We start from the raw sequence: 15,481 nt of genomic DNA, 5'->3' as shown, positions 1-15,481 counted from the left end.
ATCGAGGAGACCGCCATGTCCGTTCCGTCCGACCGCGTGCCGGGGCTGCGCGTGCTGACCGTCCTGCGCGCCGCCGCGCTCACCCCCCGGATGCGCCGCATCACCCTCGGGGGGCCCGAACTCGCCGGGTTCGGGACGGGCCCGAACGTCAAGCTGCTGTTCCCGCCGCCGGGGGACCCCGATCCGCAGTGGCCGGCCGCCGGAGCCGACGGACGCCCGGTCTGGCCGCCCGCCGACCGCCGTCCCGTCATGCGGACCTACACCGTCCGCCGCCACGACCCCGCCGCCGGGGAGGTCGACGTCGACTTCGTCCTGCACGGGGACGACGGCGCCGCGTCCCGGTGGGCGGCGGCGGCCCGGCCCGGCGACGTCGTCGGCGCGCTCGGGCCGGGCGGGCGCGTCCTCGGCCCGGCCGACCACTACGTCATCGCGGGCGACCAGACGGCCCTGCCCGCCATCGCCGCGATGATCGAGAACCTGCCCGCCGGGACGCGCGGCCAGGTCGTCGTGGAGGTGCCCGGCCCGGCCGAGGTGCAGCACCTCATGCCGCCGCCCGGCGTCGAGCTGACCTGGCTGTTCGGCGACGGCGCCGGGCCGGGCGCGCTCGCCGAGGCCGTCCGCGCGCTGCCCTGGCCGGACGGCGACGTCTTCGCCTGGATCGCGGGCGAGTCCGCGTCGGTCCGCGCGATCCGCTCCTACGTCCGCGAGGAGCGCGGCGTCCCGCGCGGCCGGGTCCTCGCGATCGGCTACTGGAAGCGCGGCCTCACCGAGACCGCCTACCACGACGCGCACGACAACGACCGCGACGCGGACTACTACGCGGCGGGCCGGGAGGAGGCCGCCGCCCGCGCGTGACCAGCCCGTCCACCGCCCGTCCCGCACCCGAAGGAGCCGCCGTGTCCCGAGAGGGAACCTACGATCTCGTCGGCGTGGGCTTCGGCCCCGCCAACCTCGCCCTCGCCGTCGCGATCGAGGAGCACAACGCCGCCGCCCCGCCCGGCCGCCGCATCACCGCCCTGTTCGCCGAACGCCAGCCCCGCTTCGGCTGGCACCGGGGAATGCTCATCGAGGGCGCGACCCTCCAGGTGTCGTTCCTCAAGGACCTCGTCACGATGCGGAACCCGGGGAGCGACTTCTCGTTCCTGGCGTATCTGCGGGACCGGGGCCGGCTGGTCGACTTCATCAACCACAAGACCTTCTTCCCGACGCGCGTCGAATTCCACGACTACTTCGACTGGGCCGCTGCGCGGCTCGCCCACCACGTCGCCTACGACAGCGAGGTCACGGGCATCGCGCCCGTCCCCGACGGCCGCGGCGAGGTCGCCGCGTTCGACGTCGCGCTGTCCGGCGGCCGGACGGTCCGCGCCCGCGACGTCGTCGTCAGCGGCGGCCTGCAACCGTGCATGCCCGACGGCGTCGAGCAATCGGCCCGGATCTGGCACAACCAGACGCTGCTGACCCGGCTCGCCGAGCACACCGGGCCGACCGGGAGCTGGACGGTCGTCGGCGCGGGCCAGAGCGCCGCCGAGGTCACCGACCACCTGCACCGGACGTTCCCCGACGCCGAGGTCACCTCGGTGTTCGCCCGCTACGGCTACAGCCCGGCCGACGACAGCCCGTTCGCGAACCGGATCTTCGACCCCGACGCCGTCGACCTGTTCCACGGCGCGCCCGAGGAGGTGAAGCGGCGCCTGTTCGACTACCACCGGGGCACCAACTACTCCGTCGTGGACCTCGACCTCATCGAGGAGCTGTACCGGCGCGCCTACCAGGAGAAGGTGCAAGGACGGGAACGGCTACGGATCCGCAATGCGACGGCCGTCCTCGACATCCGCGAGATCCCCGGCGGCGCCCGCACGACCTGCGAGTTCCTGCCCACGGGGGAGCGCGCGGTGCTGGACTCCGACGTCGTCGTGTGCGCCACCGGGTACCGTCCGTTCGACGCGCTCGCGCTGCTCGGCCCGGCCGCCGGACTGTGCCTGCGCGACGACCTCGGCCGCGTCCGGGTGGAACGCGACTACCGCGTCGCGACCGAGCCCGGCGTGACGGCGGGCCTCTATCTCCAGGGCGGCACTGAGCACACGCACGGAATCACTTCGTCGCTGCTGTCGAACGCGGCGGTCCGGGCGGGTGAGATCCTGGCGTCGGTGCTCCGCGCGGACCGGGACGCGGCCCGCCCCGCCGAGGAGGTCGCCGCCACCTGACCCCGTGGCCGGAAGCGGACAGCGGCCGGATCGGCGGACGACCTCGCTCCGGGCTCGTGTTTTATCACGTCCCTGACAACGCGGGGCTCCGATTGCACGGCCGGATATCTTGCGGTCGCTGTCCGTTCTCCCCATAGTCGAAAGGCTTTCCTGACGACGAGGTAGAGGTGGCCAATGACCGGAACGTCCGAGACGGACTTCGACGTCATCGTGATCGGTTCGGGTTTCGGCGGCAGCGTCTCGGCACTGCGGCTGGCCGAGAAGGGGTACCGCGTCGCGGTCCTGGAGGCCGGCCGCCGCTACACCGAGGACAACCTGCCGAAGACGAACTGGCGGGTCCGCAAGTACCTGTGGGCGCCGCGGCTCGGGCTGCGCGGGATCCAGCGCGTCCACCTCGTCCGGGGCGAGGCGGGCGTGCTCGTCCTCGCCGGCGCCGGGGTCGGCGGCGGCTCGCTCGTCTACGCCAACACGCTCTACCAGCCGCCGCGCCCGTTCTTCACCGACCGCCAGTGGGGCCACATCACCGACTGGCAGGCCGAGCTGGAGCCGTTCTACGACCAGGCCAAGCGCATGCTCGGGGTCGTCACCAACCCGATCGTCACGCCCGCCGACGAGGCGATGGAGCGCGTCGCCAAGCAGATGGGCGTCGGCGACACCTACCACGCGACGCCGGTCGGGGTGTTCTTCGGCGACGGCGAGCCCGGCAAGAAGGCCGCCGACCCCTACTTCGGCGGCGCCGGCCCGGAGCGGACGAGCTGCACCGCGTGCGGCTCCTGCATGGTCGGGTGCCGCGTCGGCGCGAAGAACACGCTCGTCAAGAACTACCTCTACCTCGCCGAGAAGGCGGGCGTCCAGGTCATCCCGGACACCACCGTCACGGCGGTGACGCCGCGCGCGGGCGGCGGCTACGACATCGACACCGCGCGGGGCGGCGTCCTGCCGTTCGGGAAGAAGCGGTACACCGCCGGGCAGGTCGTCTTCGCCGCCGGGACGTACGGGACGCAGCGCCTCCTGCACCGGATGCGCGACGCCGGGAACCTCCCCGAGCTGTCGCCCCGGCTCGGCGAGCTGACCCGCACCAACTCCGAGGCGCTGCTCGGGGTCGAGCGGATGTCCGGCTGGCACCGCAAGGGTGACGCCGACCACAGCGCGGGCCTCGCGATCACCTCCTCGTTCCACCCCGACGACAAGACCCACATCGAGCCGACCCGCTACGGCGCCGGGCAGAACGCGATGGGCGTCATCCGGACGCTGCTCATCGACGGCGGCGGGAAGCCGCGCTGGCTGAAGTTCTTCGGCGCGGCGGTGCGGCAGCCCGGCACGATCATCCGCGGCCTGTCGCTGAAGGACTGGGCGAAGCGCACGGTCATCGCGCTCGTCATGCAGACCGCCGACAACTCGATCACGGTCGGCGAGAAGCGCGGGCTGTTCGGACGGCGGCTCATCGCGCGCAACGGCGAGGGCGAGCCCAACCCCAAGTGGATCCCGGTCGCGCACGACGCCGTCCGCAAGCTCGCCGACGAGCTGGACGCGACGGCGGGCGGCACCTGGTTCGACCTGTTCGACATCCCGACGACCGCGCACTTCATCGGCGGCTGCGTCATCGGCGAGTCCCCGAAGTCCGGCGTCGTGGACCCCTACCACCGCGTGTTCGGGCACGCGGGCCTGCACATCGTGGACGGGTCGTCGGTCACCGCGAACCTGGGCGTGAACCCGTCGCTGACGATCACCGCGCAGGCCGAGCGGGCGATGGCGTTCTGGCCGAACAAGGGCGAGCAGGACCCGCGTCCCGCTCTCGGCGACGGCTACCAGCGGCTGGAGCCGGTGGCGCCGCACAGCCCGGCCGTGCCCGCGTCCGCCCCGGCGGTCCTGCGGCTCGGCCCGACGCGCACGGCCTGACGTACGGCCTGACGCGTCAGGGGCGGGCGAGCGCTTCGGCGAGCCCGCCCCGCCAGCAGGCGAGGTCGTGCCCGCCGGTGTACTCGGCGAGGTCCGCGTCGTAGCCCCGGTCGCGCAGGACGGCGTGGAACCGGCGGACGGCGGGCCGCAGCCGCCACTCGTGCGTCCCGACCTGGAGCCGGAACCGGACGGGCTGCCGGGGGCTCGCCGCGTACGCGGCCGTCAGCGCCTCGCCGTCGGTCCAGAACGCGCCGGACTGGGCGATGACGGTCCCGAAGGCGTCCGGGTGCCGGAGCGCGGCGGCAGCGGCGGCGTACCCGCCGAGGCTCTGCCCGGCGATCGTCCGCCGTCCGGTCGGCGTGCGCAGCCGCGCGGCGAGCGCGGGCAGGTCCTCGGCGAGGAACCGGGCGTGGGCGGGGCCGCCGAGGTCGGCGTCGCGGGAGCCGCCGGACTCGGGCAGCAGCGCCAGCGTCGGCCCGATCCGCCCGTCGGCGAGCAGATTGTCCAGTGTCGGCGCGATCGGGACGAGCCCGGACCACAGTTCCCCGTCCAGCAGGACGAGCAGGTCGGCGGGCCCGTCGCCGGGCGGCAGGTAGGCGTGGACGGTCCGTCCGGCGACGTCCAGGGTGCGCAGTGAACCCCCCGGGACGCCCGGACGCGGGTCGCGCCATGGCTGCGGCGGCGCGCCCGGCAGCTCCAGCAGCGACGTCACCGCGCCGGGGATCCACGACGGCAGCCGGTGCGGGTTGAGCGGATCGGGCACCGCCGCGCGCCGCACCCGCGCCCACGCCGCGTCGTCGGCGGCGTCAAGCGGCCCGTCGCACGGGTGGAACTGGTAGGTGGCGCGCAGGTCGGACGGGCAGCGGAACGTCCGGTGCCACAGATCCGACCCCGGCACGCGGTCCATGAGGATGGGTGCCAGATCCCCGCGATGCCCCTCCGACACCGTGTTGACCAGCACGAGAACCCGCTCGGCCGCGCCGCGCCAGGCGAACGTCACGAGATGCGTGCCGTCCCCGAGGTCGCGCACGACCGGCGACCGGACGGGATCGACCGGTGGCGGCGCCGCCACGGCCTCCAGCGGCCGGAACGGCTCGGTCTGCGCGGGCGCGGGCGCGCTCACGCCGTCGCCGCCGGGACGATCACCGGGGCCCCGTCGCCGGGCGCCGCGAGCACGTCCGCCTCGATGCCGTAGAGCGTCCGGACGAGCCCGGCGTCCACCACGTCGCGCGGCGGCCCGGCGGCGACGATCCGGCCGTCGCGCAGCGCGACGAGCAGGTCGGCGTACCGGGCGGCGGCGGCGATGTCGTGCAGGACCATGACGATCGTCCGGCCGTCGCGCGCGACCGACCGCACGAGGTCCAGCACCTCGACCTGGTGGCCGAGGTCGAGTGCGCTCGTCGGCTCGTCCAGCAGCGTGACGGGCGTCTGCTGCGCGAGGACCATCGCGAGCCAGCAGCGCTGCCGCTGCCCGCCCGACAGCCGGTCCACGCGGCGTCCGGCGAGGGCGGCGACGCCGGTCGCGTCCATCGCGTCGGCGACGACGCGCTCGTCCTCGGCCGACCACTGCCGGAACAGGCCCTGGTGCGGGTGGCGGCCGTAGGCGACGAGCCCGGCGACCGTGACGCCCTCGGGCGCGACCGGATGCTGGGGGAGCAGCGTGACGCGGTGCGCGGCCTGCCGGGGCCGCAGCGCCCACAGGTCCGCGCCGCCGACGGTGATCCGCCCGGCGAGGGGCCGGTGGACGCGCGCGACCGACCGCAGCAGCGTCGACTTCCCGCAGCCGTTGGGCCCGACGATCGCCACGACCTGGCCGGGCGGGACGCGCAGGTCGACGCCGTCCACGGCGACGAGCCCGGGATAGCCCGCCCGGACGCCCTCCAGCACGAGTTCCACGACGTTGTCCTCCAGCGGTTCAGCCCCGCCGCTCGCGCAGCAGGACGGTCAACAGGAACGGCCCGGCCACCAGCCCGGCGACGGCGCCGACGGGGATCTCCGACTCCCCGCCCGCGACCCGGCCGAACGTGTCGGCGAGCGCGACGAACACGGCCCCGGCCAGCCCGGACGCGACCAGCGGCACCCGCGCGGGCCCGCTGATCCAGGTCGCGACGACGGGGGCGCTGAGCGCGACGAACCCGATCGGCCCGCCCACCCCGACCGCGAGCCCGGCCAGGCAGGCGGCGACGACGAGCGCGAGCAGCCGGGTGCGGCGGGCGTCGGAGCCGAGCACGCCCGCGACGTCCGGGCCGAACCGCAGGAGCGCCAGCCGCCGTCCGGCGAGCAGCGCGAGCGGCAGCAGCACGGCCAGCCCGGCGCACAGCGGCCCGGCGGACGCGTAGTCGCGGCCGTTGAGGCTGCCGACGCTCCAGGCGAACATCGCGTAGGCGAAGTCCAGGTCCTTGCGGGCGAGCAGCAGTTCGACGAGCGCGCGCAGCACGGCCGCGACGGCGAACCCGGTGACGAGGACGCGGTGGCCGCCGGTGCCCGTCCCACCCGCGACGAGCAGGACGAGCGCGGCGGCCAGCAGCCCGCCGAGCGGCCCGGCCCACCACGCGCCGAGCGTTCCGCCGCCGATCAGCGTCAGCAGGACGGCGAGCGTCGCGCCCTCGTTGACGCCGAGGAAGTCGGGGGAGGCGAGCCGGTTGCGGGCCATCGTCTGGGTGAGGCAGCCCGCGACGCCGAGCGCGCCGCCGACGAGCATCGCGACGGCGATCCGCGGCAGCCCGAACTCCCGGACCATGAGGACGTCGCCGGGCGGAGCGTCCCCGAGCAGGGCCCGCAGAGCCTCCCCGGGCGACAGCACGGTCGAACCGAACACCGCGCACCCGGCGAGGACGAGCGCGGCGAGCGCGCCGAGCCCGAGCGCGGCGAGCGCGCCCCGGCGCGGGACGAGCACCGACCGGTTCCCGGCGCGCAGCACCAGGCTGTCGTCGGGACGCGGCACGCCCGGCCGGGCGTGCTCCCGGCCGCGTCCGGCGTCCGGCGCGGCGGGCGCGCCGAACAGCAGCACGTTCCGGGACCGGACGAGCAGGATCAGCAGCGGAGCTCCGAACACCGCCAGCACCAGCGCGACGGACGTCTCGTACGGCTTGATGACGACGCGGGCGGCCAGGTCGGCGGCCAGCAGGACGGCCGCGCCGGTGAGCGCGGCGGCGGCGAGCTGGCCGCCGGTGCGCGGCCCGGCCAGGCGCCGCGCGGCGTAGCCCGCGACGAGGCCGAGGAACGTCAGCGGCCCGGCGAGCGCGACGGATCCGGCGGCCAGCAGCGTCACGGCGACGGCGACGAGCACGCGGGTCGCGCCGGGCCGGTGGCCGAGCGCGCGGGCGGTGTCGTCGCCGAGCGCGAGGGCCGCGAGCGGGCGCACGGCGGGCACGGCCAGGACGGCGCCGACCGCGAGCACGGGCAGCACGCCGAGCAGGGCGTGCGCGGTGACGCCGGCGAGCGAGCCGAGCACCCAGAACCGGTACTCGTCGTAGGTCCTGCCCGTCCCGAGGACGATGAGGTTGATCGCCCCGGACGCGCTCGTGGTGATCGCCGCCCCGGCCAGGACGAGCCGCAGCGGCGACGCGCCCGTCCGTCCGGCGCCCGCCACCAGCAGGACGAGCACGCTCGCGGCCAGCGCCCCGCCGAGCGCCCACGGCAGGTAGCCCGCGCCCGACCCCGCCCCGAAGAACGTCAGCCCGGTGACGACGCCGAGCGCCGCGCCGCCGTTCACGCCGAGCAGCCCGGTCTCGGCGAGCGGGTTGCGCGTGGCGGCCTGCAACAGCGCGCCGGCCAGGCCGAGCGCCGCGCCGACCGCGAGCCCGGCGAGCGTGCGCGGGACGCGCAGCGTCGTCACGACCGTGCGCAGGTCGCCGTCGGCGCGTGCGCCGTGCCGGTCCAGCAGGAAGTCCAGGACGCGTCCGGGCGGGGTGGCGCCGCCGCCGACGAACAGCGACGCGACCGCCAGCAGCGCGACGGCCGCGCCGAGCACGGCCAGCGGGCCGAGGACGCGCCCGGCGCGGGGGCGCGGGGACGCCGGACCGGCGGCGGCGCGCGGCGCGGCGGAGACGGCGGACGGGGGAGACATGAAGGCAAGGCTAACCTAACTGATGACGCCCGGCCGTGCGTGATCACCGTCACCCGGAGTCCGGACTTGACGGCACCGGCCCGATTCGGGAACTTAGGTAAGGCATTCCTAACTTTCGATCGAGGGGGTCGTGTGGACGGCATCGACGGCACGACCGCCCTGGTGACCGGCGCGGGCGGCGGGATAGGCGCGGCCGTCGCCCGCGCCCTCGCGGCGGCGGGCGCGTCCGTCGCCGCGCTCGACCGCGACGCCGACGCCGCCGAGCGGACCGCCGCGGACCTGCCCGGCCCCGCGCTGGCCCTGCCCGCCGACGTCGCCGACCCCGCCGCCGTCGAGGCCGCCGTGGACCGCGCCGAACGCGACCTCGGGCCGCTCGGCGTGCTCGTCAACACCGCCGGAATCCTGCGGCCCGCGCCCGTCCTGGACCTCGCCGACGCCGACTGGGCCGCGACGTTCGCGGTCAACGCCACCGGCGTGCTGCTGGCGTCCCGCGCGGTCGCGCGCCGCATGGTCCCGCGCCGTGCCGGAGCGATCGTCACGGTCGGCTCCAACGCGGCGCGGGTCCCCCGCGCCCGCATCGCCGCCTACGCCGCAGCCAAGGCCGCCGCCGTCCAGTTCACCAAGTGCCTCGGCCTGGAACTGGCCGCGCACGGCATCCGCTGCAACGTCGTCTCGCCCGGCTCGACCGGCACCGCGATGCAGCGCGACCTGTGGCCCGACCCCGCCGCCGGGGAGCGCGCGGCCGTGCGCGGCGACCTCGCCGAGCACCGCACCGGGATCCCGCTCGGCCGGATCGCCGACCCCGCCGACGTCGCCGACGCCGTGGTGTTCCTCGCCTCCGACCGCGCCCGCCACATCACCCTGCACGACCTGTACGTGGACGGCGGCGCGTCCCTGCGCTGACCGCCCGGAAGAAGGAGACCCCGATGCTCCCCGGAGCCGTGCCGTGGCCCGCCGACGCCGCCGCGCACTACCGCGCCGCCGGATACTGGCGCGGCGAGACGTTCGGCGCGCTGCTGCGCTCGGTCGCGTCCCGCCACGCCGGACGGACGGCCGTCGTCGGCGGCGACCACCGCTGGACCTACGCCGAGCTGGACCGCCGCGCCGACCGCGCCGCCGCCGGGCTGCGCGCGCTCGGCGTCGCGCCCCGCGACCGCGTCGTCGTGCAGCTCCCGAACGTCCCGGAGTTCGCCGAGGTCGTGTTCGGGCTGCTGCGGCTCGGCGCGATCCCGGTGTTCGCGCTGCCCGCGCACCGCCGCGCCGAGATCGGGCACTTCCTCGACCACACCGAGGCCGCCGCCTACGTGATCCCCGACCGGCACGCCGGGTTCGACCACCGCGCCCTCGCCCGCGAGGTCGGAGCGCGCAACGTCGTCGTGGTGGGGGACGCCGAGGAGTTCGTCCCCTACGCCGAGGTGCCCGCCGAACCGGTCGAGTTGCCCGGCCCCGACCCGTCCGACGTCGCGCTGATGCAGCTCTCCGGCGGCACCACCGGCACGCCGAAGCTGATCCCGCGCACCCACGACGACTACCTCTACAGTTGCCGTGCCAGCGCCGAGATCTGCGGCCTCACCCCGGGCAGCGCCTACCTGTGCGCGCTGCCCGCCGCGCACAACTTCGCGCTCAGCTCGCCGGGCGTGCTCGGCGCGCTCACCGCCGGGGCGAAGGTCGTCTTCGCGCCGCTGCCGAGCCCGGACGTCGCGTTCCCGCTCATCGAACGCGAGCGCGTCACGATCACCGGGCTCGTGCCGCCGCTCGCGCTCGTCTGGCTCGCCGCCGCGCCCGCGACCCGCCACGACCTGTCCAGCCTGGAGGTCCTCCAGGTCGGCGGGGCCAAGTTCGCCGCCGAGGCCGCCGCCCGCGTCGGGCCGGTGCTCGGCTGCGAGGTCCAGCAGGTGTTCGGGATGGCGGAGGGGCTCGTCAACTACACGCGGCCCGGCGATCCCGAGGACGTCCGCGTCGCGACGCAGGGCCGTCCGATCTCGCCCGCCGACGAGGTCCGCGTCGTGGACGACGACGACCGCGACGTCCCGTCCGGCACCGTCGGGCACCTGCTCACGCGCGGCCCCTACACGATTCGGGGCTACTACCGATCGCCCGAGCACAACACCCGCGCGTTCACCGCCGACGGTTATTACCGCACCGGTGATCTCGTCCGCCGCACCCCGGACGGGAACCTCGTCGTGGAGGGACGCGCCAAGGACCAGATCAACCGGGGCGGCGAGAAGATCGCCGCCGAAGAGGTCGAGAACCACCTGCTCGCCCACCCCGCCGTCCACGACGCCGCCGTCGTGGCCGTCCCCGACCCGGTGCTCGGCGAGCGGACCTGCGCGTTCCTCGTCCCCGTCGGCGACCCGCCGACCCTCGCCGCCGTGCGCGCGTTCCTGCGCGGCCGGGGCCTGGCCGACTACAAGATCCCCGACCGCGTCGTGCCCGTCGCGGTGTTCCCGTCCACCGGCGTCGGCAAGACCAGCCGCCGCGACCTGCGCGCCGCCCTGCGGGCCGGCCTGACCACCCGCTGAGGAGAACCCCCGTGGCCCTGCCCGAGATCGCCCCCTACCCGATGCCGGGCGCGGACGAGATCCCGCCGCCCCGCGTGGGCTGGCGCCCCGACCCCCGGCGCGCCGTCCTGCTCGTCCACGACATGCAGAACTACTTCCTGGACGCCTTCGCCGGCGACCCGATCCCGACGCTGATCGCGAACATCGACGCGCTGCGCCGGGCGGCCCGCGCGGCGGGCGTCCCGGTCGTCTACACCGCGCAGCCCGGCGGCCAGACCCCCGACCAGCGCGGCCTCCAGCTCGACTTCTGGGGCGCCGGGGTCGGCGCCGCCGCCCGCGAGCCCGCCATCGTGGACGCCCTCGCCCCGCAGGACGGCGACATTCTCCTCACCAAGTGGCGCTACAGCGCTTTCCTGCGCACCGACCTCGCCGACCTGCTGCTTCCGCGCGGGCGCGACCAGCTCATCGTCACCGGCGTCTACGCTCACATCGGCTGCCAGGCGACGGCCGTGGAGGCGTTCATGCGCGACGTCCAGCCGTTCTTCGTCGCCGACGCGCTCGCCGACTTCTCCGCCGCCGACCACCGCGCGGCCGTGTCGTTCGCCGCGCGCCGCTGCGCGGTCGTCACCGCGACCGCTCCGCTCGTCCGCGCGCTCGCCGCCGTCCCCGCCCGCTGAGGAGAACCGATGGACATCACCCTGGACGGCCTGCGGGCCGAGGTCGCCGCCGTGCTCGGCGTCGACGCCGCCGAACTGGAGCCCGAGGGCGACCTCATGGACGCGGGCCTGGACTCCATCCGCGTCATGATGCTGATCGAGCGCTGGCGGGCCGACGGCGCCGCCGTCGGGTTCGCCGAACTCGCCGAGATCCCGACGCTCGCTGGCTGGCACGCCGTCCTCACCGGCGCGCGGGAGTGACCATCAGGCCGCGATGAACGCGTGCGCCCGGCGGAACAGCCCGAGCGTGATCGCGTGCAGCAGGTCGCCGGTGCTCTTGGACGCCTTGCCCGCGCACGCCCGCGCGTGCGTGCCCTCCAGGACGATCCCGAGCTTGAAGCAGGCGAACGCCGCGTACCAGGTGATCGCCGACAGGTCCCGCCCGGCGGTCGCGGCGGGCCGCTCGGCGTACGCGGCGACCAGCTCGTCCGGCGCCGGGAGCCCGCCCGCCGCGCCGAGCGGGCCGGCCAGCAGCGCGCTCTCGTCGTCCTCGCCGGGCCAGGTCGCCAGCAGCCAGCCGAGGTCCACCAGCGGGTCGCCGATCGTGGACATCTCCCAGTCCACGATCGCGGCGACGTCCGGTCCGGCGGGGGAGTACATCAGGTTCGCCAGGTGGTAGTCGCCGTGCATGACGCCCGGCCGCCACGTCGTGGGACGGTTGTCCTCCAGCCACCGCGCGACGTGGGCGAAGCCGGGGATCTCCGGGCCGGGGTAGCCGTCCAGCTCGGAGTAGGACTCCAGCTCCGCCGTCCACCGGCCGACCTGCCGCTCCAGGAACCCGTCCGGACGGCCGTAGTCGCCGAGCCCGGCGGCCTCGTGGTCCACCGAGCCGAGCGCGGCGAGCGCGCGGGCCGCGTTCAGGCCCATCTCCCGCCGGACCTTCGGGTCGGACGCGTGCGGCTCGGGCAGCGTCACCGAGGCGTTGAACCCGTCCACCGGCGTCATCAGGTAGAACACCGCGCCGTTCATGACCGTCTCGTCCGGGCACGCGGCGATGAGGCGCGGCGCGGGCACGTCGGTGTCGTTCAGCGCGGTCAGCACGCGCGCCTCGCGGCGCAGCACCTCGTTGGTCCGGGCGCGCAGGTGCCGGGGGCCGCGCCGCAGCACGTAGTCGCCGCCGCCGCGCCGGAACCGGACGAGGACGTTCTGGGTCCCGCCGGTGAGCGGCGCGACGTCCTCGAACGGCCCGCCGGGCAGGCCGCGCCCGTCCATCCATGCGGCCAGGACGTCGAAGTCGACGAGTTCCGGGTCGATTCCCTCGGGCACCGGGTTCCTCCTCGCAGCGTCGGCGGGTACCGCTGGGTAACCCTAGAACACCGCTCGGGTCACGGGCGCGCGGGCCACGAAAAACCACCAGAGACCCGGACGTACCCGGTGCTACGGTGCGGGAGCCGGCCGCGGGACTCGGGTGCGACTTCCGGAACCCGCCTGTGAAGCGATGCTTCGACGTTCGTTCCCTCCGACCCCGGCCGGCCCTCGACCATCCGCCCACCGGGGGACCCGCATGACCGAGACCCTCGCCGACCTCGTCGCGTGCGAGGACGCGCTCATGTTCGTCAACGCCGCGATGACCTCCACCGGGCAGCGCGAGCACTACGACGACGCCGCCGGGCAGCGCCTCTCGCTGGACTTCCTGCACGCCTACATGCGGGAGAACTACCGCGAGGTCTACGCCGCCGCGCTCGCGCTGGACGTCAACGACCACAACGCCGCGCTGATCGCCCGGTCGCTGCTCGTCCACACCGCGGGCGTCCCCAGTGACCGCCGCCGCGCCGAGGGCGCCCTCATCGCCCGGCGGCTGCGGCTGCTGCCCGCGCCGCGCGTCTACCGGCTGTTCCGCGACCTGCGCGCCGCGCGCGTCAACAACCGCCGCACGCGCGCGATCATCCGCGACTGGCTGGCGGCCCGGCCCGATCCGGCGTTCGACGCCGTCAAGTACCGGACGGCGCTGAAGATCGCGCTGCGCCACGCGGGCCTGCGCCCCGACGGCGAACTCGGCGACTTCCTCTTCGCCCCCTTCTCCCGGCCGCGCTACGAGACGCCGATCCTGGAGACGTGGCGGCGCGCCCACTTCGAGAAGCGGGCCGTCTACGAGCTGCCCTACACCGTCGCGGAAGGCTTCGCGGCCCGGCACGGCATCCCGCGCGCCCTGTTCCTGGAGCGCATCGAGCCGAACCTGACCCGGCTGGAGCGGCTGCGGCTCCAGGAGAGCGCCCGCCGCCTCGGCGCGCGGTCCGTCGCCGCCGACCTGACCACGATGCCGCTGACCCGGCTCGCGAGCTACGTCCTGTCGCTGCCGTTCGCCGACCGCGCGGACCGCCGCGCCGAGCTGACCGGCGCGCTGCGCGCCGCCGCGCTGCGGGCCGCCGGACGCGACGCGGGCACGTGGGGGACCGTGGCGGCCGTCCTGGACGACAGCTACTCCAGCCGCGGGTCCGGGCAGAAGCCGCGCCGCCCCCTCGCCGTCGCGCTCGCGTCGTCGTTCCTGCTCGCCGCGCTGGCCGCGCCGGGCCGGTACCGCGCGCACTGGCTGTCGGGGCGGACGGACGAGCTGATGGCCCACCCGAACGGCCCGACGCCGCTCGGCGACCGCGTCCTCGACGCCCTGGACGACGCGCCGGACCGGCTCGTCCTCGTCACCGACGGCCGGGACAACGCGCCCGACGGGCTCGCCGCCGACGTCCTGCGCGTCTGGCGGACCCGGCTCGACCCCGGCGGCGCCGTCCAGATCACGCACCTCAACCCCGTCTACGACGCGGGCGGCTACGACGTGCGCCGCCTCGCGCCCGGCGTCCCCACCGCCGGGCTCCGCGACGCCGAGAACCTGCCGTCGCTGGTCGAGCTGGCGCGGTTCGCCGAGGGCCGCGTCGGGCTCGCCGACCTGCGCGCCCACCTCGACGCCCGCGTCGCCCGCTTCCTGGAGGAGCGATGACCCTCGACCTCACCGGCCTCACCACCGGGCCCGCGCAGACGCGGGGTTCGCTGCGGCTCGTGCCGCTGCTGCGCGACAAGCCCGTCCACGGCCTGCGGCTGGACCGCCGCGCGCACCACGAGGACATCGTGGACGTCGGCGACGGCACCTACTACGCCAGCTACATCCCGCACGCCTACGTCCTGCGCTGGACGGGCGACGACCAGGCCAGCGCCGCCTACGGCACCCGGCTCGCCGCCGCGAAGGCCGACCGGGAGCGGCCCGCCCGGATCCCGGTGCGCGCGACCCGCCGCATGGCGCGGCGCACCGGCCGCGACCGGCTGCGCTTCCTGCCGCTGCACCTGGCCGTCGAGGGCTACCTCGCGCTGCACTTCGGCGGCCCGGAGATTCTGTGGGACGAGTGGTCGCGGCGGGCGGTCGCGCGCGGCCTGTCGCCGCGCGAGGAGGCCGCCTACCTCGGCCGGTCCGTCCCCGGCCTGGACGACGCGCTGCGCGTCTTCGAGATCCACCCCGGCCAGTGCGGCGTCGCGGTGTACGTCGCGGACGCGCTCGCGAGCGTGTTCGTCGTCCCGCACCCGCACGACTACCGCGCCCTGCACCCGACGCTCGTCGAGGACCTGTACGGCGAACTGGTCCACCGCTACGCCGCCGCGGGCCTGCCCGCCGCCGCGCTCACCGACCCGATCGACCCCGCGTCGGTGTCCTCCCTCGCGGACCTGCGGGCGCAGGCGGGGCTGCGGCGGCGCCGGTGGGCGGAGTTCCACGACGAGACGATGGCCGCCGGGCTCCTCGACCAGGACGGCCTGACGTGGGAGACCGTCCAGCACCTCGACGTCCGGGGCGTCCCGGAGGCGCCGTCGTACTCCCTCGCCCGGTTCCTGCCGCCGTTCGTCCCGCGCCGCGAGAACCACATCGGCGAGGCGATCCTGGACCGGGACGGCCGCGTCGCCTACCTCAAGACGTTCCGGCTCTCGGAGACCCAGGTGCGGCGCGGCTTCCTGCTGCGGACGCTCGCCGCGCACGGCTGGCGGCTCGCCGACGCCGCCGCCGCGCTCGGGCAGCGCGAGAGCGAGCTGGCGATGCGGCTGAACTCGCTCGGGTTCGGGACGCTGCTGCACCAGCACGTCCTGGACCACCACCGCGCGGCGCTGCGCCGCTGA

Annotated in this window: 13 protein-coding genes; 9 read left to right on the top strand and 4 right to left on the bottom strand. The window is 75.8% G+C overall.

Annotation, left to right across the window (positions count from 1 at the left end):
• The first annotated feature begins 15 nt into the window (after window positions 1-15).
• From BTM25_RS11575 to BTM25_RS11565, 3 genes are all read left to right on the top strand, one after another.
• Window positions 16-855, top strand: a complete 840-nt coding sequence (locus tag BTM25_RS11575) for a siderophore-interacting protein (protein ID WP_103562927.1) — start codon at window positions 16-18, stop codon at window positions 853-855.
• 41 nt (window positions 856-896) lie between these two features.
• Window positions 897-2,204 carry a lysine N(6)-hydroxylase/L-ornithine N(5)-oxygenase family protein gene (locus BTM25_RS11570; protein ID WP_103562926.1) on the top strand — a complete coding sequence of 436 codons (1,308 nt, stop codon included), beginning with the start codon at window positions 897-899 and terminating at the stop codon, window positions 2,202-2,204.
• Between the two features lie 174 nt (window positions 2,205-2,378).
• The gene (locus BTM25_RS11565; RefSeq protein WP_103562925.1) at window positions 2,379-4,103 is read left to right on the top strand and encodes a GMC oxidoreductase; all 1,725 of its coding nucleotides are present in this window, start codon (window positions 2,379-2,381) and stop codon (window positions 4,101-4,103) included.
• A 16-nt stretch (window positions 4,104-4,119) separates the two neighbouring features.
• Here the strand turns inward: BTM25_RS11565 and BTM25_RS11560 are convergent, their stop codons facing one another.
• Genes BTM25_RS11560 through BTM25_RS11550 form a run of 3 tightly spaced genes read right to left on the bottom strand, consistent with a single transcriptional unit; the run spans window position 4,120 to window position 8,172 of the window.
• Entirely contained in the window at window positions 4,120-5,226 is a 1,107-nt protein-coding gene (locus BTM25_RS11560) for an alpha/beta hydrolase (protein ID WP_103562924.1), read from the bottom strand.
• Entirely contained in the window at window positions 5,223-5,999 is a 777-nt protein-coding gene (locus tag BTM25_RS11555; protein ID WP_103562923.1) for an ABC transporter ATP-binding protein, read from the bottom strand. Before BTM25_RS11555 ends, BTM25_RS11560 begins: the two co-directional genes overlap by 4 nt.
• A gap of 19 nt (window positions 6,000-6,018) precedes the next feature.
• Window positions 6,019-8,172 carry an iron chelate uptake ABC transporter family permease subunit gene (locus BTM25_RS11550; protein WP_103562922.1) on the bottom strand — a complete coding sequence of 718 codons (2,154 nt, stop codon included), beginning with the start codon at window positions 8,170-8,172 and terminating at the stop codon, window positions 6,019-6,021.
• Between the two features lie 132 nt (window positions 8,173-8,304).
• Between BTM25_RS11550 and BTM25_RS11545 the strand changes: the two genes are divergently transcribed.
• The 4 genes from BTM25_RS11545 to BTM25_RS29955 are packed head-to-tail and all read left to right on the top strand — an operon-like array spanning window position 8,305 to window position 11,590.
• Window positions 8,305-9,075 (top strand): 2,3-dihydro-2,3-dihydroxybenzoate dehydrogenase, encoded by a 771-nt coding sequence (locus BTM25_RS11545; protein ID WP_103562921.1) that lies wholly within the window; start codon window positions 8,305-8,307, stop codon window positions 9,073-9,075.
• Between the two features lie 23 nt (window positions 9,076-9,098).
• Window positions 9,099-10,694: a (2,3-dihydroxybenzoyl)adenylate synthase gene (locus tag BTM25_RS11540; RefSeq protein ID WP_103562920.1), complete on the top strand. Its 1,596-nt coding sequence runs from the start codon at window positions 9,099-9,101 to the stop codon at window positions 10,692-10,694.
• A gap of 11 nt (window positions 10,695-10,705) precedes the next feature.
• Window positions 10,706-11,350 carry an isochorismatase family protein gene (locus BTM25_RS11535; protein WP_205648083.1) on the top strand — a complete coding sequence of 215 codons (645 nt, stop codon included), beginning with the start codon at window positions 10,706-10,708 and terminating at the stop codon, window positions 11,348-11,350.
• Between the two features lie 9 nt (window positions 11,351-11,359).
• Window positions 11,360-11,590 carry a phosphopantetheine-binding protein gene (locus BTM25_RS29955; protein WP_205648082.1) on the top strand — a complete coding sequence of 77 codons (231 nt, stop codon included), beginning with the start codon at window positions 11,360-11,362 and terminating at the stop codon, window positions 11,588-11,590.
• A 3-nt stretch (window positions 11,591-11,593) separates the two neighbouring features.
• On the opposite strand, the gene BTM25_RS11530 is transcribed toward BTM25_RS29955, so the two are convergent.
• Entirely contained in the window at window positions 11,594-12,655 is a 1,062-nt protein-coding gene (locus BTM25_RS11530; RefSeq protein WP_235828372.1) for a phosphotransferase family protein, read from the bottom strand.
• A 238-nt stretch (window positions 12,656-12,893) separates the two neighbouring features.
• Between BTM25_RS11530 and BTM25_RS11525 the strand changes: the two genes are divergently transcribed.
• Together BTM25_RS11525 and BTM25_RS11520 are read left to right on the top strand one after the other, a co-directional pair.
• Window positions 12,894-14,321, top strand: a complete 1,428-nt coding sequence (locus BTM25_RS11525) for a hypothetical protein (protein WP_103562919.1) — start codon at window positions 12,894-12,896, stop codon at window positions 14,319-14,321.
• Entirely contained in the window at window positions 14,318-15,481 is a 1,164-nt protein-coding gene (locus BTM25_RS11520) for an ARPP-2 domain-containing protein (protein ID WP_103562918.1), read from the top strand. The genes BTM25_RS11525 and BTM25_RS11520 overlap by 4 nt, the downstream gene beginning before the upstream one ends.

The organism is Actinomadura rubteroloni, assembly GCF_002911665.1.
GTDB lineage: Bacteria > Actinomycetota > Actinomycetes > Streptosporangiales > Streptosporangiaceae > Spirillospora > Spirillospora rubteroloni.
This window is presented reverse-complemented; position numbering and strand designations above follow the sequence as displayed.